Source organism: Polynucleobacter asymbioticus QLW-P1DMWA-1 (assembly GCF_000016345.1).
GTDB lineage: Bacteria > Pseudomonadota > Gammaproteobacteria > Burkholderiales > Burkholderiaceae > Polynucleobacter > Polynucleobacter asymbioticus.
In genome coordinates this window covers 728007-749310 of the sequence record NC_009379.1, presented here as the reverse complement: position 1 = coordinate 749310, position 21304 = coordinate 728007, and the positions used below count along the sequence as shown (strand labels likewise).

General features: G+C 45.9%; 16 protein-coding genes. 11 read left to right on the top strand and 5 right to left on the bottom strand.

Going from position 1 to position 21304, the window contains the following annotated elements; translation table 11 throughout:
* Positions 1–16: 16 nt before the first annotated feature.
* The 6 genes from PNUC_RS03890 (at position 17) to PNUC_RS03865 (ending at position 5869) form a co-directional block, all read left to right on the top strand.
* Complete coding sequence (locus PNUC_RS03890) at positions 17–1840, top strand: bifunctional aminodeoxychorismate synthase component I/aminodeoxychorismate lyase (protein ID WP_011902588.1); 1824 nt, start codon at positions 17–19, stop codon at positions 1838–1840.
* Positions 1841–1849: 9 nt separating this feature from the next.
* On the top strand, positions 1850–2410 hold the full coding sequence (locus tag PNUC_RS03885; protein ID WP_011902587.1) for an NUDIX hydrolase: 561 nt from the start codon (positions 1850–1852) through the stop codon (positions 2408–2410).
* Between the two features lie 8 nt (positions 2411–2418).
* Entirely contained in the window at positions 2419–3156 is a 738-nt protein-coding gene (gene aat, locus PNUC_RS03880; RefSeq protein ID WP_011902586.1) for a leucyl/phenylalanyl-tRNA--protein transferase, read from the top strand.
* Positions 3153–3899, top strand: a complete 747-nt coding sequence (locus PNUC_RS03875) for an arginyltransferase (RefSeq protein ID WP_011902585.1) — start codon at positions 3153–3155, stop codon at positions 3897–3899. The genes aat and PNUC_RS03875 overlap by 4 nt, the downstream gene beginning before the upstream one ends.
* Positions 3900–3908: 9 nt before the next feature.
* Positions 3909–4943: a quinone-dependent dihydroorotate dehydrogenase gene (locus tag PNUC_RS03870; RefSeq protein ID WP_011902584.1), complete on the top strand. Its 1035-nt coding sequence runs from the start codon at positions 3909–3911 to the stop codon at positions 4941–4943.
* A 92-nt stretch (positions 4944–5035) separates the two neighbouring features.
* Complete coding sequence (locus tag PNUC_RS03865; protein ID WP_011902583.1) at positions 5036–5869, top strand: IclR family transcriptional regulator; 834 nt, start codon at positions 5036–5038, stop codon at positions 5867–5869.
* Between the two features lie 10 nt (positions 5870–5879).
* On the opposite strand, the gene PNUC_RS03860 is transcribed toward PNUC_RS03865, so the two are convergent.
* The gene (locus tag PNUC_RS03860; protein WP_011902582.1) at positions 5880–6908 is read right to left on the bottom strand and encodes a serine hydrolase; all 1029 of its coding nucleotides are present in this window, start codon (positions 6906–6908) and stop codon (positions 5880–5882) included.
* A 107-nt stretch (positions 6909–7015) separates the two neighbouring features.
* The gene (locus tag PNUC_RS03855) at positions 7016–7903 is read right to left on the bottom strand and encodes a DMT family transporter (protein ID WP_011902581.1); all 888 of its coding nucleotides are present in this window, start codon (positions 7901–7903) and stop codon (positions 7016–7018) included.
* 200 nt (positions 7904–8103) lie between these two features.
* Between PNUC_RS03855 and PNUC_RS03850 the strand changes: the two genes are divergently transcribed.
* Positions 8104–8658, top strand: a complete 555-nt coding sequence (locus PNUC_RS03850; RefSeq protein ID WP_011902580.1) for a phasin family protein — start codon at positions 8104–8106, stop codon at positions 8656–8658.
* Positions 8659–8724: 66 nt separating this feature from the next.
* Here PNUC_RS03850 and lpdA read toward each other — a convergent pair whose 3' ends face one another.
* From lpdA to aceE, 3 genes are read right to left on the bottom strand one after another with little or no spacing between them, the layout of a single operon-like run.
* The gene (lpdA, locus tag PNUC_RS03845) at positions 8725–10509 is read right to left on the bottom strand and encodes a dihydrolipoyl dehydrogenase (protein ID WP_011902579.1); all 1785 of its coding nucleotides are present in this window, start codon (positions 10507–10509) and stop codon (positions 8725–8727) included.
* Positions 10510–10518: 9 nt separating this feature from the next.
* Positions 10519–12123, bottom strand: a complete 1605-nt coding sequence (gene aceF, locus PNUC_RS03840; RefSeq protein ID WP_011902578.1) for a dihydrolipoyllysine-residue acetyltransferase — start codon at positions 12121–12123, stop codon at positions 10519–10521.
* Between the two features lie 14 nt (positions 12124–12137).
* The gene (gene aceE, locus PNUC_RS03835) at positions 12138–14834 is read right to left on the bottom strand and encodes a pyruvate dehydrogenase (acetyl-transferring), homodimeric type (RefSeq protein WP_011902577.1); all 2697 of its coding nucleotides are present in this window, start codon (positions 14832–14834) and stop codon (positions 12138–12140) included.
* 193 nt (positions 14835–15027) lie between these two features.
* Here aceE and PNUC_RS03830 point away from each other — a divergent pair, with 193 nt between their 5' ends.
* From PNUC_RS03830 to PNUC_RS03815, 4 genes are read left to right on the top strand one after another with little or no spacing between them, the layout of a single operon-like run.
* Entirely contained in the window at positions 15028–17565 is a 2538-nt protein-coding gene (locus tag PNUC_RS03830; RefSeq protein WP_011902576.1) for a sensor histidine kinase, read from the top strand.
* A 36-nt stretch (positions 17566–17601) separates the two neighbouring features.
* On the top strand, positions 17602–18249 hold the full coding sequence (locus tag PNUC_RS03825) for a response regulator transcription factor (RefSeq protein WP_011902575.1): 648 nt from the start codon (positions 17602–17604) through the stop codon (positions 18247–18249).
* Between the two features lie 19 nt (positions 18250–18268).
* Positions 18269–19123 carry a bifunctional methylenetetrahydrofolate dehydrogenase/methenyltetrahydrofolate cyclohydrolase FolD gene (gene folD, locus PNUC_RS03820; RefSeq protein ID WP_011902574.1) on the top strand — a complete coding sequence of 285 codons (855 nt, stop codon included), beginning with the start codon at positions 18269–18271 and terminating at the stop codon, positions 19121–19123.
* A gap of 53 nt (positions 19124–19176) precedes the next feature.
* On the top strand, positions 19177–21303 hold the full coding sequence (locus PNUC_RS03815; protein ID WP_011902573.1) for a M3 family metallopeptidase: 2127 nt from the start codon (positions 19177–19179) through the stop codon (positions 21301–21303).
* The last annotated feature ends 1 nt before the right edge of the window (position 21304 follow it).

Here is a 21304-nt window from a genome sequence, read left to right as displayed (position 1 = left end):
CTACTGAATAGCCGCCATGATTTTGCTCGATGATGCGCAAAGTACAGCGGCTAATCCAACCAGTCGCCTATACCAAAATCCGCTTCACTACTGGTGCGTCAGTCCAAGTGGCGATAACGCCATCGATCATGAAGCAACTCAAACTTGCCTTATAGAAATCACCACTGCACTGAGTAAGGGGCAATTTGTGGTTACGGCATTTGCCTATGAGCTTGGAAGATCAATCCATCATTTGCCACAAAAACCAAATTCCTCTAATCATCACCCCTTGATCGAAGCTTGGTCATTTCAAGATTACAAGAAGCTCTCAAAATCAGAGGTAGATACTCTGATTGAGGATGAATTAGGAAAAGAAGGTGTATCTCAAGGTATTGCAGGAGTATTGGAGGTTGAGGAAACCTTAACAGAAGCCCAGTTTGCATCAGACATTGCCGTAATACAGGAATATATTCGTAGTGGCGATAGCTATCAAATCAATCACACCTATCGGATCAAAGGGAAAACCTACGGATCACCCCTAGGACTATACCAACGCCTTCGCAATCGTCAGCCAGGTAGATTTGGTGCTTACATCAAATCAAATACCCATCACCTCCTCTCTCAATCGCCTGAATTATTCATTGAGCGCAATGGAGATATTCTGAAAGCAATGCCAATGAAGGGGACTGCAAGCGCTCTATCGGATACACCAGGTGCATTATCTGCGGACCCCAAGAATCAAGCTGAGAACGTGATGATTGTCGATTTATTGCGCAACGATTTAAGCCGCATCTCCCTACCTGGTAGCGTGACAGTACCTAACTTATTTGCAGTTGCAAGACATGGTGATGTCTTGCAAATGACCTCAACTGTAGAGGGTCAGATCAAACCAAGCATCTCCCTTGTCAATATATTGGAGGCAGTCTTTCCCTGTGGGTCAGTCACTGGCGCCCCCAAAAAACGCAGCATGGAAATTATTCAAGAACTAGAACCCGAGGATCGCGGATATTACTGTGGCGCCTTGGGGTGGCTCGATCCAAGCGGTGATTTTGCGCTGAGTGTCCCCATCAGAACAGTAGAAATATCTGAAGATGCCAACAGTCATGCTGCCCATTTCACATTAGGAATCGGCGCTGGAATAACAATTGATTCAGATGCGCAACAAGAATGGCAAGAGTGCCATATTAAGTCTGCTTTTTTAAAGAATTTACCTAGCCATACTGGTTTATTCGAAACCATTGCCATTAAACAAGGCAAAACTCAGAATATTGAAGCTCATCTCAATAGAATGCAAGCATCCGCATTGGCTCTAGGCATTCAGTTTGATCGAGTAAATGCTCAAACAACGATAAGTGAAGCATGCAAAGCGCTTAATTCAGATCATGACTTTAGGCTCCGCTTAGATCTAAGTCCTACTGGAATCATTAGCGCGACTACCGGACAACTTGAAGCCCTTAAACCGTTAGTAAAGATTTTTTGGGCTGCCGATATTCTGCCTTTTGATTGCACGATGTTTTCAGGGAATGCATTGCTGCGCCACAAAGTTACCCATCGAGGTCTCTATGATCAAGCCTGGCAAGCTGCTGTTCAGCAAGGAGGGTTTGATGCGCTCTTTATAAATGAACAAGGATTTGTGACTGAGGGTGGGCGTTCAAGCATCTTTATTAAACCATCCAACAGCACTTCCTGGCTAACGCCCCCTGTATCTACAGGTCTATTACCAGGTGTTATGCGTGCAAGCTTACTCACAGACCCTAAGATGAATGCCCGTGAAGCGAACCTGACTATTCAGGATGTATTAGAAGCAGATGAGATTATTCTTAGTAATGCGCTTCGAGGCGCTATCAAAGCCCATTTTTAGAAAGTATTTATGAAGTTTTGCCCTCACTGCGCATCTCCTCTCACCATCAAAATTCCAGCGGATGATTCACGCGAACGTCATGTTTGCGAAGCATGTGGCAGCATTCACTATCAAAACCCCCGTAATGTGGTTGGCAGTATTCCAGTTTTCGGCGAACAAGTTCTGTTATGTCGTCGTGCAATTGAGCCTCGACATGGTTACTGGACTTTGCCAGCGGGTTTTATGGAGTTAGGTGAAAGCACTAGTCATGGTGCTGCTCGAGAGACGCTTGAGGAGGCAGGTGCCGTGGTGGAAATTGGCCCACTATATTCCCTGCTTAATGTTCCGCATGCAGAACAGGTTCATTTGTTTTACCTTGCCACCATGTCCTCTCCAGATTTCTGTGCTGGCGAAGAAAGTCTTGAGGTAGCGCTCTTTCATGAACATGAAATTCCCTGGAATGACCTAGCCTTTCCTACCGTCAAGCAAACGCTTGAATGGTTTTTTGCGGATCGCGCTACTGGACGCCTAGATGCCGGAAAAGAATTGAATGTTCGCAGTCGAGACATTCTTCCATCAGAAAAGATTTAATTACTCAGATGAGTCAGATTGCCTGGCTAGGACCTCATGATCCTTTTCCTAACCCCTATCGAGATCCGGATCCAGATCAAAGTGTGCCCGGACTTTTTGCTGTTAGCGAGCGCATCTACCCCGGACAGCTAGAACAAGCATATCAATTGGGTATATTTCCCTGGTACTCAGATAATCAGCCGGTCTTATGGTGGTCTCCTGACCCGCGCATGGTTCTGAAACCAAGTGAATTTAAGTGCAGCATATCGCTTCAAAAAAATATTCGTCATTTTTGCCAGGATGATAAGTCAAAACTATTGGTAGATAATGATTTTGGCGCAGTAATTCGGGCATGCGCCACAAGCTCTCGCAAAGAGCAGGATGGAACTTGGATCACCCACGAAATTATGGATGCCTATACCTCCTTATTTGAACAAGGGCGTGCACACAGTATTGCTCTTATAGAAAATGGGCAACTCATTGGTGGGCTTTATTGCGTTGCATTAGGCAGTATGGTTTTTGGGGAATCTATGTTTAGCCTTAAACCAAATGCATCAAAAATTGCCCTGTCTGCCCTGAGCGCCTGGTGTATTCAGAATGCCATCGCCATGATCGACTGCCAACAAGAAACCAACCATCTGCGCTCATTGGGTGGCGCACCCATACCAAGACCAGAATTTCTAGAGCATCTGCAAAAATCGGTAAATCAATCTACTATAGACAGACCTTGGAACTTTGATAAATCCATTCTGAACTACTGGCTATGACACGGCTCAAAGAACTACCCTTAACAGCGCTGCAGTTTTACGCCACTGCACCCTATCCCTGTAGTTATTTGCCCAATAAAACTGCTCGCTCGCAGGTCGCCACGCCCTCCCATTTAATTCATGCAGATATTTACAACGAGCTGTTGAATGCCGGTTTTCGTCGCAGCGGTCTTTACACCTATCGCCCCTATTGTGACGAATGCAAAGCGTGTGTTGCGACGCGAATTTTGGTCAATCAATTTGCTCCCACACGCAGCCAACGCCGTGCCTGGAAAAAACATGCTGGCCTTGTTGCCTCAGTTCTGAACCTGGGTTATCAAGAAGAGCATTACCAGCTCTATCAGAACTATCAAAATCAAAGGCACGCTGGTGGAGATATGGACAGCGATGACCAAGATCAATACATGCAGTTTCTTTTGCAAAGTCGCGTGAACTCGCGCATTGTCGAATATAGAGATGGACCGCAAGACCCCCACCCTGGTCGCTTACGCATGGTCAGCATGATCGACTTATTAGAGCAAGGTATTTCATCTGTCTATACCTTTTATGACGCATCAGATACTACGGCTAGTTTTGGTAGCTACAGTATTTTGTGGCAATTAGAACAGACCAAGGAACTGAATCTGCCATACCTCTATCTTGGCTATTACATCAAAGACAGTGAAAAGATGTCCTATAAAGCCAAGTATCAACCCATGGAAGGTTTAATCGACGATCATTGGCAAGCGCTGACTGGGTCATAATATCTACCCATGATCGATCGTTACTCTTTATTGCGCCCTTGGCTCTTTTGCTTAGACCCCGAGCAAGCCCATAACCTCACTTTAAAAAATCTAGACCGAGCTCAACGTTTTGGTCTATTGCAACGATTGGTAAGCAAACCGATTGCTGATCCACAGAATCTGTGTGGCATTGAGTTTCCCAACCCAGTAGGCCTAGCAGCCGGCTTGGATAAGGATGGAAAACACATTGATTCACTAGCAGCTCTCGGTTTTGGTTTTTTAGAAATTGGAACAGTAACGCCACGACCACAAGCAGGAAACCCAAAGCCGCGCATGTTTCGACTCCCTCAAGCCGAAGCGATCATCAATCGCATGGGTTTTAATAATGATGGTGTTGAGGCATGCGTATCCCGAGTGCGTCAATCAATATTTTGGCAACGCGGTGGTGTTCTAGGTTTGAATATTGGCAAAAATGCAATCACCCCAATAGAAGACGCAGCAAGTGATTACATTGCTGCAATGGAAGCGGTATACGAGATTGCCACTTACATTACCGTGAATATTTCATCACCTAATACTCAAAATCTACGAGCCCTCCAAGGTGAAGACATGTTGCGCTCTTTGCTAAGGAGCTTAGATGATGCTAGAAAACGCTTAAGTGATCGCTATGGGGTACGTAAACCCCTCTTCTTAAAAATCGCTCCCGATTTAGATCAAAATGATATTCATCTGATCGCCGATCTGTTGATGGAATTTAATATTGATGCGGTCATTGCCACCAACACTACTATTTCACGTGAGGCAGTAACAGGCATGCAATATGGAGAGGAAACGGGTGGTCTATCAGGCGCTCCGGTTCGAATCGCTTCCAATATTGTCATCAGAGCGCTCAAGGCGCGATTAGGTGTCCAACTTCCCATCATTGGTGTAGGCGGCATCTTAAGCGGTGCTGATGCCCGAGAAAAGATCATGGCTGGGGCCAGTTTGGTTCAACTTTATAGCGGCCTTATTTATAAGGGCCCAGATCTGGTAAGTGAATGCGCTAAGGCGCTAAGACAGTCGTAATCTCGCTTTAAACCCATTAGAACCCCGCTTTTTTGCGGAAAATTTTATAAAATCCCATTTCATAATATGCAATATCTTGCAGAATCGCTACAATGGGTGGCATGAACACTAGCAAAACTGTCAAAACCTCTAAAACTACCGGAGAAGTTGCAAAAACTGCTATCCAGGTAGTTGAGCGCATGATGAACTTGCTTGATGCGTTGTCAGAACAAGAAGAATCGAGCAGCCTAAAAAATCTGGCTGAACAAACTGGACTTCACCCCTCTACAGCACACCGCATCCTAAATGACATGGTGGCATGTCGTTTAGTTGAACGTGGTGATGGTGGCACCTATCGCCTCGGTTTAAAACTCTTAGAGCTTGGCAATTTGGTTAAGGCAAGATTATCTGTACGTGATGCAGCACAAGCTCCGATGCGCACTCTTCATAAAGTGACCGGTGAGACAGTGAACCTTTCTGTACGTCAAGGCGATGAAATTGTTTATGTTGATCGCGCCTATAGCGAACGCTCGGGAATGCAGGTGGTTCGAGCAATCGGCGGTCGAGCACCCCTTCACCTCACATCTGTTGGCAAGTTATTTTTGGCAAGCGATGATCCCAATCAAGTACGTGCTTATGTCACTCGCACCGGTTTATCGGGTCATACCCGCAACAGCATTACCGATTTAAGCAAACTGGAAACCGAACTCAATCTCGTAAGAAAAGTGGGTAACGCTCGTGACAATGAAGAATTAGAGCTTGGGGTGAGTTGCATTGCTGCGGCTATTTTGGATGACACTGGAAAACTCGTTGCCGGCCTATCACTTAGCGCCCCAACTGACCGTATACAGGCTGACTGGTTGCGCTCCTTACAAGACACCGCCTTGCAAATCTCCAAGGGGATGGGCTACAAACCCAAGATTGGTGAGCCAGGCACTTCCGCCTAACTCAAACACCTTACATTAAGCGACGTATGGGTGGCGCACCAGATGGCATGCGTTCATACCAATCACGCACACGAACTGCATCAGCAAAACGTGATTGTGTTCCTACAGAATCTAAAAAGACCAATAGAAGTGGTGTGTTATTCACGCGCGCTTGCATTACCAAACACTTTCCGGCGGCATTAATAAAACCTGTTTTTTGCAGACCGATATCCATATCTCCAGAACGCACCAAACGATTGGTATTCAGAAATTTTTGCGGGCGATTTGCAATCACCATGGTGAGATCTGGCCATGTAGAAAATTCACGAATCAACTTATATTGATAGGCTGCGTTCAACATGCGGGTTAAATCTTCAGCGGAAGAAACGTTCTCACTCATCAATCCAGTAGGATCTGCAAAATGAGAATGGTCCATACCCAATTCTTTTGCCTTACGATTCATTGCATCTACAAAGGCCGGAATTCCACCTGGATAATTTCTCCCTAAGGTATATGCAGCACGGTTCTCAGAAGACATGAGTGCAAGATGTAATGCATCTTCACGACTCAAAGCAGTTCCTCCGGCTAAACGAGAGTGTTTGTAAATATAAACATCTTGCTCATTGATAACAATGGTTTCATTAAGGGGTAATTTAGAATCGAGCACCACCATTGCAGTCATCAACTTAGTAATGGATGCAATTGGCAAGCTCACTGAAGGATTTTTTTCGAAATATACTTCTTTGGTATCTTGATTAACTACCATCGCAACGCTTGACTTCAAACTCAGGTTGTCATGTTGGCCACGCAATCCCAACGCTGTTGCTAGTGATGGGGGTGCAGCAACTACTGGGCCAGTAGAACGCGTCACAGTTACTCGCACGGTCTTGGGCGTTTTAGGAGACCTCACTACTACTTTTTTGGTAGATTGGGTGGCTACCTTGGTGGTAGTTTTAGCGGGCTTATCTTTACTCTTAGAGGTATTTGCTGACGCGTTTCCCAATACCGCAAAGGTAAAGAATAAAGAAGCTACCAACAACCAAAACCGATTCAAATGCATCCCAAAATACCTTCCAAAACTTTCAACATACGGAATGATAATTAATTTCCGTGCGGGAGGCGGATTTATTCGCCCCAATTCGATAAATACGGCTTGATAGAGCCGCCCTATTCCGCAATGGTTGCCACAGTATTGGGTTGGCGGGCATTGACCAAAACTACGCCCGTCATCGTCAAACACAGGCCAATTGCCATCAATACTGTAAATGGCTCTTTGAATAAGAACCATGCCATTAAAGCCGTAGTTGGCGGAGTTAAATACAGCAAGCTCGTTACTTTGGTGGCGGCACCCTTGCGAATCATCATAAATAAGAGACTGATAGAACCGATAGATAGAGGGAAAATGGCCCACAATAATGCGCCAATAACTGAAGCATTCCACACCATCACGCCGGTTTCGAAGAAATACATACAGAAGAAGCTGAGCACTGCTGAAACCCCGAATTGAATCGAAGATCCAGCACGTAGATCAAATACGGGGCAATATTTTTTCTGATAGAGAGTTCCAAACGTGATCGACAAAAGCGCTATGAATGCCAAAACGAAGCTAACAAAAGGAATATGGTTAAAACCAATTTTTTCAGCAACCACTAAAGCAACGCCCGCAAAACCGAATGCCAAACCGAACCACTGACGCGGTGACACTTTTTCGGAGATCCAAGCTGCAAACCAAGCAGTCAAGATAGGCTGCAGGCCAACAATAATGGCAACCAACCCAGCGGTCATGCCAAGCCTGACCGCAAACCAGACACCCATCAAATAGCCAAATTGCAGCAAGGTTCCAGCAACAGCTATATGGCCTATTTGCGACCGACTTGGCCAAGTGATGCGCCATATGAGATTGAGGATAGCCATCGCCGTAAGAACCCCAGCAAAACGCCAAAATAGAAACGTTGCAGGCTCAACATAAGGCATCGCCAAGCGGGCAATCACAAACCCAGTACTCCATATCAGCACAAATATAGGGGCTGTTGCATTATCTAGGCTGAGTTTCATGGGTAACTTGCTGAAATTATTAGAATTTTTAACTAAAGAGTGATTTTAGGCTCTTTTACACCCACCCTGCTTGTTCAAGCTTGGCCTAAGGGTGATTATATTGCATTGCAATATACCTGATCTACAATGGTGCATAAATTTGAAGCCGACCCTAGAGGTCATAATAGAAAGAAGCATTACCCCAAATGAAAGGGATTGACATGAACTTAACGCCAGAACAAATTGCAGCAGCGCAAAAAGCCAATTTAGAAACCTTAAGCGGCTTAACGAACCAAGCTTTGCAAAGTATTGAGAAATTAGTTGAACTCAATTTGGCCATCGCCAAACAAAGTTTGAGCGACAGTGTGAACAACGCAAAGAAGGCTCTTGAGGTAAAAGATATTCAACAGCTTCTCGCTCATCAAGCCGAGACAGTGCAGCCAATCGCTGAAAAAATTATTTCGTATAGCCGCCATCTTTATGAATTAGCGCATGAAACTCAAGAGAGTTTTACTAAATCTGCAGAAAAAGAATTTCAAGCAGGCCAAGAAAAAATGAATGCCCTTGTTGAAGAGTGGACCAAGAACGCACCAGCTGGCTCTGATGTGGCTGTTCAAGCCCTCAAGCAAGCAATCGCTTCCGCTAACAATGTATATGAAACAAGTCAAAAGGCAGTAAAGCATGCAGTTGAGGTTGCGCAAACCAACATCAATACTGCAACCGATGCCGTTGCCAAAACAACTAGCGCTGCTAGCAAAGCAAGCAAGAAGAAGTGAGAGATCTTCGCCTGTAATGCAAAAGCCCCGATTGCTCGGGGCTTTTTATTTTAGTGAGGCGACAAATTAAGACTTTTTCTTCACCGGTGGTAAGTCTGTGCAGTGGCCATGTGCGGCTTCAGCAGCCAGGCCAACAGATTCACCAAGTGTGGGGTGTGGATGAATGGTTTTACCAATATCTACCGCATCAGCACCCATCTCGATCGCCAAACATACTTCACCAATGAGATCGCCAGCATGCGTTCCAACTATACCGCCACCAATAATGCGGTGGGTGTTGGCATCAAAAATGAGTTTTGTGAAACCTTCATCTCGTCCATTGGCAATGGCACGTCCACTAGCCGCCCAAGGGAATAAGCCCTTTTCATAAGCGATACCTTGAGACTTGCATTGTTCTTCAGTCAAACCTGCCCAAGCAACCTCTGGATCAGTGTAGGCAACTGATGGAATTTGCTTGGCATCGAAGTAAGACTTCTCACCAAAGGCTGCTTCCGCTGCAACGTGACCTTCATGCACCGCTTTATGAGCCAACATCGGCTGACCAACCAAATCACCGATAGCAAAAATATTAGGAACATTAGTTCGCATTTGCTTATCAACAGAAATAAAGCCGCGCTCGTCTACTTGCACACCCGCTAAACCAGCGTCAATCTTCTTGCCGTTTGGTGTACGACCCACCGCAACCAATACGAGATCGTATGTTTGTGGCTCAGCTGGTGCATTTTCACCCTCGAAAGTGACTTGAATCCCGTCAGGCTTTACCTCAGCTTTAGCTGCACGGGTCTTGAGCATGATTTTTTCAAAGCGTCCAGCATTGAACTTCTCCCAGACCTTCTCCAAATCGCGATCAGCACCCGCCATCAAACCATCCATCATCTCGGCAATATCAATACGAGAGCCAAGAGTACTGTAGACAGTTGCCATTTCTAAACCAATGATGCCACCGCCTATCACCAGCATTCTTTTAGGAATACTTTTAAGCAAGAGTGCGCCAGTGCTATCGACAATACGCGGATCTTCTGGCAAGAAAGGTAATTTCACTGGCTGACTACCAGCAGCAATGATGGCCTTCTGAAAGTGCACTACTTCTTTTTTTCCAGTTAAGTCTTGGCCTGTGCCATCAGTAAGCTCCACCTCAACATGGTTTGCATCCAAGAATCGACCTAAGCCACGTACCACTTTTACCTTACGCGCCTTAGCCATACCAGCTAAACCACCAGTGAGTTTTGCAATGACAGAATCTTTGTAGCCACGCAGTTGATCAATTTCAATCTTTGGTGCGCCAAAAGTGATGCCATGTTTAGCCATGGTTTTTACTTCATCCATTACAGAGGTGGTATGCAGTAATGCTTTTGATGGAATACAACCCACGTTCAAACACACACCGCCTAATGTGGCGTAGCGCTCTACGATGATGGTGTTCATACCAAGATCAGCACTACGGAAGGCTGCGCTGTAGCCACCGGGGCCAGCACCAAGGACCAATACTTCGCACTCATGATCGACTTTACCGCTGTGTTGCCCTGCCTTGGGTGCTGCTACTGGAGCAGAAACTGCGGCTGGCGCTGGAGCCGCGATAGGCGCTACGGCAGGAGCGGGCTTGGCTGCACCAGCGCTGGCTTCAATTTCAGCGATGACAGAACCCTTGCTCACTTTGTCGCCCAATTTCACTGTAATACTAGTAATCGTTCCACTGGCATCTGCCGGCACTTCCATAGTTGCTTTATCTGATTCAAGAACTAATAGAGGCTGCTCTTTTTCAATCACATCTCCAACCTTGACCAGCACTTCAATCACTGGCACATCTGAGTAGTCACCAATATCTGGAACGAGGATTGTTTGCTTAGCCATACACCCTCCTTACAGACTAGCGCGACGGAAGTCGGCTAAAAGTTGAGCAATGTACACGTTAAAACGTGTCGCTAAGGCGCCATCAATCACACGATGATCTGCAGATAATGACAATGGGCAAATCAGGCGTGGGACAAATTGCTTACCGTCCCATACTGGCTTCATAGCAGCCTTACTCACACCTAAAATAGCCACTTCTGGCGCATTCACGATCGGGGAGAAATAGGTACCGCCGATACCTCCTAAAGAGGAAATAGTGAAGCTAGCACCTTGCATTTGCTCGGGTTTCAGCTTGCCATCACGGGCCAAGGCGGCCAAGTCAGAAGTTTCTTTAGCTAAATCAAAGATACCTTTTTTATCTACGTCTTTAATGACAGGCACCACTAAACCGGTAGGGGTATCAGCAGCAAAACCAATATTGAAATACTTCTTCAATATCAAATCATCACCATCCAAGGAACTATTAAATTCTGGGTATTTTTTCAAGGCAGCTACTGCAGCCTTCATTAAGAAGGCGAGCATCGTAATTTTGACACCCTTCTTTTCATTCTCTTTATTAGTCAATACTCGGAATGCTTCTAAATCAGTGATATCCGCATCTTCGTGATATGTCACAGCAGGAATCATGATCCAGTTACGGCCGAGATTGGCAGCAGTGAGTTTCTTAATGCGATTTAATGGTTGACGCTCGATCTCACCAAACTTAGCGAAATCAACTTTAGGCCAAGGAATAATATTGAGTCCACCCAAACTATCACCACTGGGTGCAGCAGCAGGATTACCAGCGCCACCACTCATAGCCGCTTTAACAAATGCCTGGACGTCTTCCTGAGTAATGCGGCCTTTAGGACCAGATCCTTTTACCTGGGTGATAGTGACACCGAGTTCGCGAGCGAACTTACGAACAGAAGGACTGGCGTGACTCAATGCGGCATCTATTGGAGCCGGCGTATTGCTCACCGGAGGAGGTGCCGGAGCCCGAGCAATTGGCGGCTCTACTGCTACCGCTTTAGTCGCAGCAGGAGCAGGAGCTGCAGAAGACACTGCTGGTGGAGTAGCAACTGCAGAGCCTCCCTCTAAGATCACTACAACCGACCCCTCAGAAAGGTTGTCGCCAACTTTGACCTTCACTTCTTTCACAATTCCAGCGTGAGAAGAAGGAACATCCATCGTTGCTTTATCAGATTCTAGAACAACAATGGATTGTTCTTTTTCAACTTTGTCACCAGCCTTAACCAGAACTTCAATGACTGGAACGTCTTTGTAATCACCGATATCGGGAACTTTAATTTCGATTGGCGCTCCGCCCGAACTAGCCTCGACCGCAACGGGTGCTGGCGCACTTGCTGTTGGAGTTGGTGCGGCTGCAGCAGCGCCCTCCTCCAACATGATCACAACCGATCCCTCAGAAAGGTTATCGCCAACCTTGACCTTCACTTCTTTCACAATTCCAGAGTGAGAAGAAGGAACATCCATCGTGGCTTTATCGGACTCAAGAACAACAATAGATTGCTCTTTCTCTACTTGATCACCAGGCTTAACCAGAACTTCAATGACTGGAACGTCTTTGTAATCACCAATATCGGGAACTTTAATTTCGATTATTTGACTCATGAATTTATCTCTTCTTAAACCGTCATTGGGTTAGGTTTAGTGGCATCAATCTCATACTTCTTGATGGCTTCAGCCAATTTTTGACGATCCAATTGACCGGCATCAACTAAAGATCTCAAAGCAGTGATTACCACCCAGCGACGATCTACTTCAAAGAAGTCACGGAGCTTCTCACGAGTATCCGAGCGACCAAAACCATCGGTACCTAACACCTCATAACGACGTCCTAAGTGTTGAATGGCTGGACGAATTTGCTCAGCAAATAAACGTACGTAGTCTGTAGCCGCAATCACAGGACCAGAAGTGTCCTTGAGGCACTTCTCCACATGTGAGAGTGCTGGTGTTGCTGATGGATTAAGTAGGTTGGCACGATGCACTGCAGTCCAATCACGACCCAATTCTGTAAAGCTTGGACAGCCCCACAAATCAGAGGCAATACCCCAATCTTTGTGTAGCATCTCAGCTGCCTCAATCACTTCACGGAAAATCGTACCTGAGCCCAAGAGCTGCACGCGCAATTTAGCCTTGTCATCACCAACTGACTTGAGCTTGTACATTCCCTTAATGATGTCTTTCTCAGCACCTTTTGGCATAGCTGGATGAGCATAGTTTTCGTTCATTAAAGTGACGTAGTAATACACATCCTCCTGAACTTCCAACATGCGACGCATACCATCTTGGATTACTACAGCCAACTCAAATGAGAATGTTGGGTCATAGCTAATGCAATTCGGAACTGCACCACTCCACAGGTGGCTATGGCCATCTTCATGCTGTAAGCCTTCACCATTGAGTGTGGTTCTACCGGCAGTACCACCTAATAGGAATCCACGGCTACGCATATCTCCTGCAGCCCACGCTAAGTCACCGATACGTTGGAAACCAAACATGGAGTAGAAAATATAGAACGGCAACATGGGAACACCATGGGTCGAGTAAGAAGTAGCAGCTGCGATCCAGTCGCACATACCACCTGCCTCGTTAATACCCTCCTGCAAAATCTGACCGTGCTGATCCTCTTTATAGAACATCAATTGATCGTGGTCTTCTGGGGTATATAACTGTCCCAATTGATTCCAAATACCCAATTGACGGAACATACCTTCCATACCAAAAGTACGTGATTCATCAGGAACAATAGGCACTACCCGTTTGCCCAAAACCTTATCGCGCACTACTGTGTTGAGCATGCGAACAAAAGCCATTGTTGTAGAAATTTCACGGCCTTCGGTAGTTGCCTCTAGCAATGGAGCAAAAACATCTAGTGCGGGTACAGGCAAGCTATCTGCTTTTTGGCGACGCTGCGGGAGATATCCACCCAATTCATTCCGACGCGCTTTCATATATTCAAGTTCAGCACTACCTTCAGCGAATTTCACTAAAGGCATCTCATCTAGATGCTCATCTTTTACTGGAATTTCAAAACGATCGCGGAAGCGACGCACGTCATCCGCATTCATCTTCTTAGCTTGGTGAGCAATATTCATTGCCTCACCAGAGCCGCCCATGCCGTAGCCTTTAATAGTATGGGCCAAGATTACCGTTGGCTGATCTTTATGGTTTACGGCAGCATGGAAAGCGGCATAGACCTTATGGGGATCATGTCCGCCACGATTAAGCTGCCAAATCTCATCATCGCTCCAGTCACTTACCAGGGCTTTTAACTCAGGAGTGTTGAAAACAATTTCTCGAACATAGGCACCATTCTTTGCCTTCATTGTTTGATATTGACCATCAACAATTTCGCCAAGACGTTGCATTAAGATACCTTTCTTATCCCGTGCAAACAACGCATCCCACTGACCACCCCAAACTACTTTAAGAACATTCCAGCCAGCGCCTCGGAATTCACTTTCCAATTCTTGAATGATTTTTCCGTTACCGCGAACAGGTCCATCTAAACGCTGTAAGTTGCAATTAATTACGAATATCAAGTTATCCAACTTCTCACGACCGGCCATACCGATCGCGCCCAAAGATTCAGGCTCATCAGTTTCACCATCACCCAAGAAAGCCCAAACTTTGCGGCCTTGCTCTTGAATAAAGCCACGATCCCTCAAGTACTTCATAAAGCGGGCTTGATAAATCGCCATGATTGGGCCCAGACCCATCGACACTGTAGGGAACTGCCAGAAATCGGGCATTAACCAAGGATGCGGATAGGATGAAATACCTTTGCCCCCAACCTCTTGACGGAAGTTATCTAATTGCTCGTCCGCTAAACGGCCCAACATATATGCCCGTGCATATACACCTGGTGCAGAGTGTCCTTGAACAAAAATTAAGTCGCCACCATGCTCAGGAGAAGGTGCATGCCAGAAATGATTAAAGCCTACGTCATACAAAGTCGCTGCAGATTGAAACGAGGAAATATGTCCGCCTACGTTGGTATCTTTATTTGCGCGCAGAACCATCGCCATTGCGTTCCAACGAGTGTATGAACGAATGCGATGCTCTACATTTTGATCGCCTGGTAATCGCGCTTGATTCTCTACAGGAATCGTATTGATGTAAGGCGTCTCTGCATGAAATGGTTGATTCACGCCATTGACACGTGCATGAGAAATTTGCTGATCAATTAAATAAGCAGCGCGCTCAGCGCCTTCAGTGCGGATGACACCATCGAGTGCCTGCAACCATTCTTGTGTTTCTCCAGGATCTACGTCCTGCGCATTTTGCTTACCTAAAAACTGTTCTGGAACTGCGGCCATATTTTGTCTCCGTTTAATAGTTCTTAATTTGTCATTAACTCTATAGGCAACATTCTAGGAAGGTATATGGGTGTAAACAAGCAATTTTCCACATAATGATAATATTTCTCATAATGTGGTATTTTGCTGCGTTGCATATAGAATGGGTGCTCTAGCCTCGAGAAATCCAATTTTTACTGGTTAATCAGGCAAAATGACCCTTAATCATATGAAATTCAGCGCTTTTTCCAGCCTACTGCTCAGCCCATTTAAATGGCTCCGAAAAATACGGGGATTTCGGCTCGTTTACACACCGCTGCTCGCCATCGTTCTTTTTACTGCGGTAATGGGCATCATTTTGGGAACGCTGCACCTCCAAGAGAAGAATCAACAAGAAGCCGCTCTATTTAGAGAGCTCTCATTTGCCAAGCAGCGCATTCAAGTGCGCTTTGCAAATAATCTTGAAACGCTCAATACAATCAATCGCGAAATTGCAGTGAGTGCTGATGACACAAAGCTGAAACAGCTTGCGCATGAACAATCTGATGATCTGGTTATTAATAATCATGAGATTGTCAAAGTTCTCTGGTTGAATGAAAAATATCAACGCCAATGGAGTGCTCCACCAAGTACGTCCAAACCCGATTGGATTGGTAAAACTCAGAATGATCAAGCAATTAATACTGCTCTAAGTAATGCAATTGAATTGAGTAGGTTAACTGGTCGTGCAGCATTCAGCCCATTTCTGACTCTGACTTTGCCAAGCACTGATCCGCCCGTCAACGATAGGATTGTTTTTTGGCAAGTGGTGCCCAATATTGTTGGTGGAGAGGCGATTGGCTTTTTAGCCGCTCTATACACCACACAAGGAATACTCGACATCATTCCAGGTGACTTAAAAGCCCACTACCGCTTTACCCTTCTTGCTGATAACGAACGAGTCTTATCCATTTCATCGGACCGCGATATCCCCAAAAGGGCTTTTAGCAATCAGACCAGCTTAGATATTGGGGTTCTTAGTCCTAATATGACTTTGCGGATTGATACTTACCCGCCCCCAACTAATCTCACATTCAGAATGCTGATCGGGGTTGTTTTAGGATTATCTGCCTTCGTGATTTGGAGTTTGTGGTCAGTTCTAAAACAAATGCAAGTTCGCCAAGAAGCAGAGGCCAATTTACGGACAGAAACAAACTTTCGTAATGCAATGGAAAACTCCACACCAATTGGTATCCGTGCACATGATATGCAAAAACGCATTACGTATGTCAACCGCGCATTCTGTGAAATGACGGGTTGGACACCAAATGAGCTCATTGGCCTTCACCCTCCCTTCCCCTTTTGGCCAGATAGCAGAAGAGATGAGTTAGTCGAGAAAATGAATCGCGCCCTTAATTCAGATATTGATGCGGGAATGAAAAAGGGGATCGAAGGGGCCATTTTGCGTAAAGATGGATCGCTTATTCAGACCCGCACCTTTATTGCTCCGCTGATTGATCAAAGGGGTAAGCAAACTGGCTGGGTTACCTCATTAATTGATATTTCTGAACCTAAAAAGATCCGCGAAGAATTGGCTGCGTCACAGGAACGCTTTACCACTGTTCTTGAAGGTCTAGATGCCGCCGTTTCAGTGGTATCCCTTGAGGATGATGAGCTCTTGTTCGCCAACCGTTTTTATCGCGAGCATTTTGGCAATGACTCGAAGGGTCACTTTTTGTTGGCCCATCAAGAAAATAGAATTGAGACACTACATAACATTGCACAAGATCTTCAAGATTACATTCGGGATGGCATCCCTACTTCATTCCTCTATCAAGAATCGGAATCTGAAGAAATCCAGCTAAGTGATGGCAGCAATAAATGGTATGAAGTACGACGTCGATATATTCCTTGGGTTGATGGGCATCTAGCGCAACTACTCATTGCTACTGACATTACCCCTAGAAAGGTGGCAGACGACTTAGCGCGCCAGCAAGAAGAGCGCATGCAATTTACTAGCCGCCTCACCACTATGGGTGAAATGGCGTCCTCTCTTGCTCACGAGTTAAACCAACCACTTTCGGCAATTTCCAATTACTGTATGGGTGTAGCTAAGCGCCTGGAGGGAAATATAGACCCGGCCCTTGGCAAAGACATCTTGCCAGCACTAGAAAAAGCATCGGATCAAGCGCACCGTGCGGGAATGATTATTCAACGCATTCGAGGATTTGTGAAACGCAGCGAACCCCAACGAAAGTCTTTAGCGATTTCGGAAATCATTAATGACGCAGTCGGTTTAGTTGAGATTGAGGCGCATCGTCATCGTCTCAGTATCTCTTCTAATATCGCGCCCAATCTTCCTGAGGTTGATGTCGACCCTGTGCTGATTTTGCAAGTTTTGGTCAATTTATTAAAAAATGCCTTAGATAGCACGCGAGAGGCCTACCCACTCTCCTCTCGCTGGTCGGCTCCTGTGGTTAATATCAGCGCCGATTTAGACACCAGTATTTTCCCAGCCATGCTCAAAATTCAGGTAACTGACGGAGGGGCAGGAATCCCAGAATCCGTCTCTCAGCGTATGTTTGAGCCCTTTTTCAGCACCAAATCCGACGGGATGGGTATGGGCCTCAATATTTGCCGGTCCATTATTGAGTCACACCATGGCCGCCTGTGGGCAATCAATACCATGGATGCGGAACATACCAAGCTGTCAGGCTGCACCTTTACAATACTTCTACCCCTTGAATCTCCAGAGATTAAGGCTGCTGTTTAGTAGTCCTACTTTTAGACTCACCTTGCGAGACCGAATATGAACTTAAGCGTTAGCTCTAAACCAAACCAGGCCGAAGTGGTCTATGTAGTTGATGATGATGAGGCAGTGCGCGACTCGTTAACTTGGCTTCTAGAAAGCAATGGTTATGTTGTTCGGTGTCATGCGAGCGCTGAACGTTTCTTGCAATCTCTTCAAAGTACGGATAAGTCTACGATCTCTTGCGCTATTTTGGATGTTCGCATGCCAGGCATGTCTGGACTTGAACTACAAGAACGCTTGATCAGCGAGAACTTACCGATGCCAGTGGCATTCATTACCGGTCATGGCGATGTCTCCATGGCAGTGTCAACAATGAAACGTGGTGCAGTAGACTTCATTGAAAAACCATTTAAAGAAAATGATCTCTGCGGTTTAGTTGATCGCATGCTCGCTAAAGCGCGCGTGGATTACTCACAAGCTAGCCAAAGAAAAATTACTCAAAGCCTACTCAGTAAATTAACTGGTCGCGAACGTCAAGTGCTCGAGCGCATCGTCGCTGGTCGCTTGAATAAACAAATTGCTGATGATTTAGGAATTTCCATTAAGACCGTTGAAGCACACCGTGCCAACATTATGGAAAAGCTCAATGTGAATACTGTGGCTGATTTACTCCGCCTAGCGCTTTCTGATCCACAACCCAATTAATTAACATCGTCTTTGCAATATGCCAGCTCAATTACTTGACGGAAACGCCCTCTCTAAAAAGCTACGAGCTGAAATCGCTGCGCGGGCTGCCATTGTTACCGCTAAAGGGGTTAGGCCTGGTCTAGCGGTTATCGTCGTTGGCGATAACCCTGCAAGCCAGGTATATGTCCGTAATAAAGTAAAAGCTTGTGAAGATGTTGGCTTTCATTCGGTATTAGAACCCTACCCAGCAGAATTAGGTGAAGAAGAGTTACTTGCTCGAATTGCGACTCTCAATGCTGATCCTGCAATCCATGGGATTTTGGTACAACTACCATTGCCAGAGCATATTGCCGCTGAGCGTGTTCTTGAAGCGATTGCACCTGAAAAAGATGTGGATGGCTTTCACGTTTCGAATGCTGGCGCTTTAATGGTGGGTAAACCAGAATTCATCCCATGCACTCCTTATGGCTGCATGAAACTTCTAGAAAGTATTGAGTACCCTATTCGCGGCGCACGAGCTGTCATTGTGGGGGCCTCTAATATTGTTGGCAAACCTATGGCAATGCTCCTTCTGCAGGCAGGTGCCACCGTCACTATATGCAATAGCAAAACTCGGGATCTAGCTCATCACACTAAAGATGCTGACATTCTGGTGGTAGCTACCGGTAAACCCAAGATGGTTTCTGGTGACATGATTAAAAATGGCGCTGTTGTAATTGACGTGGGTATTAACCGCCTGCCTGATGGCAAGCTCTGTGGCGACGTTGACTTTGATGCCGCTAAATACGTTGCCGGCTGGATCACCCCCGTTCCTGGTGGTGTCGGCCCAATGACCATCACCATGCTGCTCATGAATACGCTAGAAGCCGCTGAAAAGGCCTCAAAACCCTAAGAAAACGCAGGGAGTTTTAAGCAAAAACAATCTGCGTCCATTAAGCTAGAGGGATGACTACAAATCCTTCTGCAGCCTTACCTGCCTCATTACAAAATAATCCCTTACTGAACTTTGGCCGCGGCATAGCCGCTTATGCTGAGGTAAAGCCCGAGCATATTGCACCAGCAATTCAGTTCCTCCTAAAACACGCGCAAACTGCAGTCGACCTTGCCGTAAATCCCAACACGTCGCCCACATGGGATCAATTGGCCGAACCCCTTGAGGATGCAACCGAATCACTCGGCAGATCTTGGAGTGTGATCTCCCATTTAAATAGTGTTGCTGATTCACCAGAGCTGCGAATAGCTTATGGAGAAATGCTGCCAGAGGTCACTGCTTTTTTTTCTAGCCTGGGACAAAATTTAGCCCTGTATCAAAAATTTAAAGCCTTACGTAATAGTCCTGAATTCAACTTATTGAATCGGGCCCAGAAAAAAGTGATTGAAAATTCATTGCGTGACTTCCGTTTGGGTGGCGCTGAACTGAGCGAAGCGGATAAACCCCGCTTTGCTCAAATTCAAGACGAGCAAGCCCAACTAGGAAAGGCATTTTCAGATCATGTTTTAGATGCAACTGATCGCTTTGTTCACCTAATAACAAAGACGGAGGAATTAGCTGGTCTTCCTGAGGATGTAGTCGCTGCAGCTGCGGATACCGCAAGTCAAAAGAACCTCAAAGGCTGGGCCTTTACGTTGCACTTCCCTTCTTACTATCCAGTGCTTCAGTACTCAGAAAACCGAGAGCTACGGCGTTTAATGTATGAGGCTTACGTTACACGCGCCTCAGAGTTGGCGCCCAAATACGCCGATGGCAATATTGATTGGGATAACACTCAGAATATGCTCAATCAGTTGCGCTTACGTGATGAAGAAGCGCGCATGCTTGGATTTGCAAATTATGCAGCCCTGAGCTTGGCGCCTAAGATGGCTAGTACTGTTGATGAAGTTGATCTCTTCTTAACCAATTTCGCCGAAAAATCTAAGCCGTTTGCCCAAAGGGATTGGGATGAGCTTAATGCGTTTGCTAAAACGGAATTGGGAGTTACCGATGGCCTTCAAGCATGGGATGTTCCATTTGCTTCTGAGAGATTAAAGCAAGCACGTTATGCATTTTCAGAAAATGAACTCAAGCAATACTTTCCATTACCAAAAGTGCTAGATGGTCTCTTTGGCGTCATTCAAACATTGTTTGGCGTAAAAATTGAGCCTGCCAATTTACCAACATGGCACGCTGATGTGCAGTCATTTTCTGTTAGCGATGTTAAAGGGAAAATATTGGCCTATTTCTATCTAGACCCATATGCACGATCAGGCAAGCGTGGTGGGGCCTGGATGGATGATGCTCGAGGCCGCCGCGAACTACCGAATGGTGAAGTCCAAGTACCAGTTGCCTATCTGGTTTGTAACTTTGCACCGCCCGTCAAAGTAGATGGCGTATTACGCCAGCCTACTATTACCCATGATGATGTCATTACTCTTTTCCATGAAAGTGGTCATGGCTTACATCACCTATTAACCCAAGTAGGCGCGTTAGGCGTTTCAGGAATTAATGGCGTTGAATGGGATGCTGTTGAACTACCGAGCCAGTTCATGGAAAACTTTTGCTGGGAATGGGAGGTATTAGAAAAAATGACTGCCCATGTAGACACCGGAAAACCATTACCCCGCGAACTCTTTGACAAGATACTGGCGGCAAAAAATTTCCAGAACGGCTTAATGACATTACGTCAAATTGTGATGTCCTTGACTGATTGGCGACTGCATTCTTGCTTTGATGCCGCCCTTGCTCAAGGCCAAGCCATTCTTCATTTATCCAGAAAGCTTGCCGTGGAGTTTAATGTGATTCCACAGCCGGATATTTCTCGTTGGATCAATACCTTTAGCCATATATTTGCTGGTGGTTATGCTGCAGGTTATTACAGCTATAAATGGGCGGAGGTATTATCTGCGGATGCCTACTCTGCATTTGAAGAGGCCGCAAAACTCACCGGCTCAGTGCTAGATCCAGTGACTGGAGGCCGTTATCGTCAAGAGATCCTAGAGGTTGGCGGAAGTCGACCCGCCGCCGAATCTTTTAAAGCATTCCGCGGCAGAGAACCCAGTATTGATGCGCTACTTCGTCACGGCGGACTTCATTAAA

Bases quoted from the DNA above. Each gene is read 5' to 3' on its own strand.
- PNUC_RS03890 (WP_011902588.1), top strand. From the start codon at position 17: ATGATTTTGCTCGATGATGCGCAAAGTACAGCGGCTAATCCAACCAGT.
- PNUC_RS03885 (WP_011902587.1), top strand. From the start codon at position 1,850: ATGAAGTTTTGCCCTCACTGCGCATCTCCTCTCACCATCAAAATTCCA.
- aat (WP_011902586.1), top strand. From the start codon at position 2,419: ATGAGTCAGATTGCCTGGCTAGGACCTCATGATCCTTTTCCTAACCCC.
- PNUC_RS03875 (WP_011902585.1), top strand. From the start codon at position 3,153: ATGACACGGCTCAAAGAACTACCCTTAACAGCGCTGCAGTTTTACGCC.
- PNUC_RS03870 (WP_011902584.1), top strand. From the start codon at position 3,909: ATGATCGATCGTTACTCTTTATTGCGCCCTTGGCTCTTTTGCTTAGAC.
- PNUC_RS03865 (WP_011902583.1), top strand. From the start codon at position 5,036: ATGGGTGGCATGAACACTAGCAAAACTGTCAAAACCTCTAAAACTACC.
- PNUC_RS03860 (WP_011902582.1), bottom strand. From the start codon at position 6,908: ATGCATTTGAATCGGTTTTGGTTGTTGGTAGCTTCTTTATTCTTTACC.
- PNUC_RS03855 (WP_011902581.1), bottom strand. From the start codon at position 7,903: ATGAAACTCAGCCTAGATAATGCAACAGCCCCTATATTTGTGCTGATA.
- PNUC_RS03850 (WP_011902580.1), top strand. From the start codon at position 8,104: ATGAACTTAACGCCAGAACAAATTGCAGCAGCGCAAAAAGCCAATTTA.
- lpdA (WP_011902579.1), bottom strand. From the start codon at position 10,509: ATGGCTAAGCAAACAATCCTCGTTCCAGATATTGGTGACTACTCAGAT.
- aceF (WP_011902578.1), bottom strand. From the start codon at position 12,123: ATGAGTCAAATAATCGAAATTAAAGTTCCCGATATTGGTGATTACAAA.
- aceE (WP_011902577.1), bottom strand. From the start codon at position 14,834: ATGGCCGCAGTTCCAGAACAGTTTTTAGGTAAGCAAAATGCGCAGGAC.
- PNUC_RS03830 (WP_011902576.1), top strand. From the start codon at position 15,028: ATGACCCTTAATCATATGAAATTCAGCGCTTTTTCCAGCCTACTGCTC.
- PNUC_RS03825 (WP_011902575.1), top strand. From the start codon at position 17,602: ATGAACTTAAGCGTTAGCTCTAAACCAAACCAGGCCGAAGTGGTCTAT.
- folD (WP_011902574.1), top strand. From the start codon at position 18,269: ATGCCAGCTCAATTACTTGACGGAAACGCCCTCTCTAAAAAGCTACGA.
- PNUC_RS03815 (WP_011902573.1), top strand. From the start codon at position 19,177: ATGACTACAAATCCTTCTGCAGCCTTACCTGCCTCATTACAAAATAAT.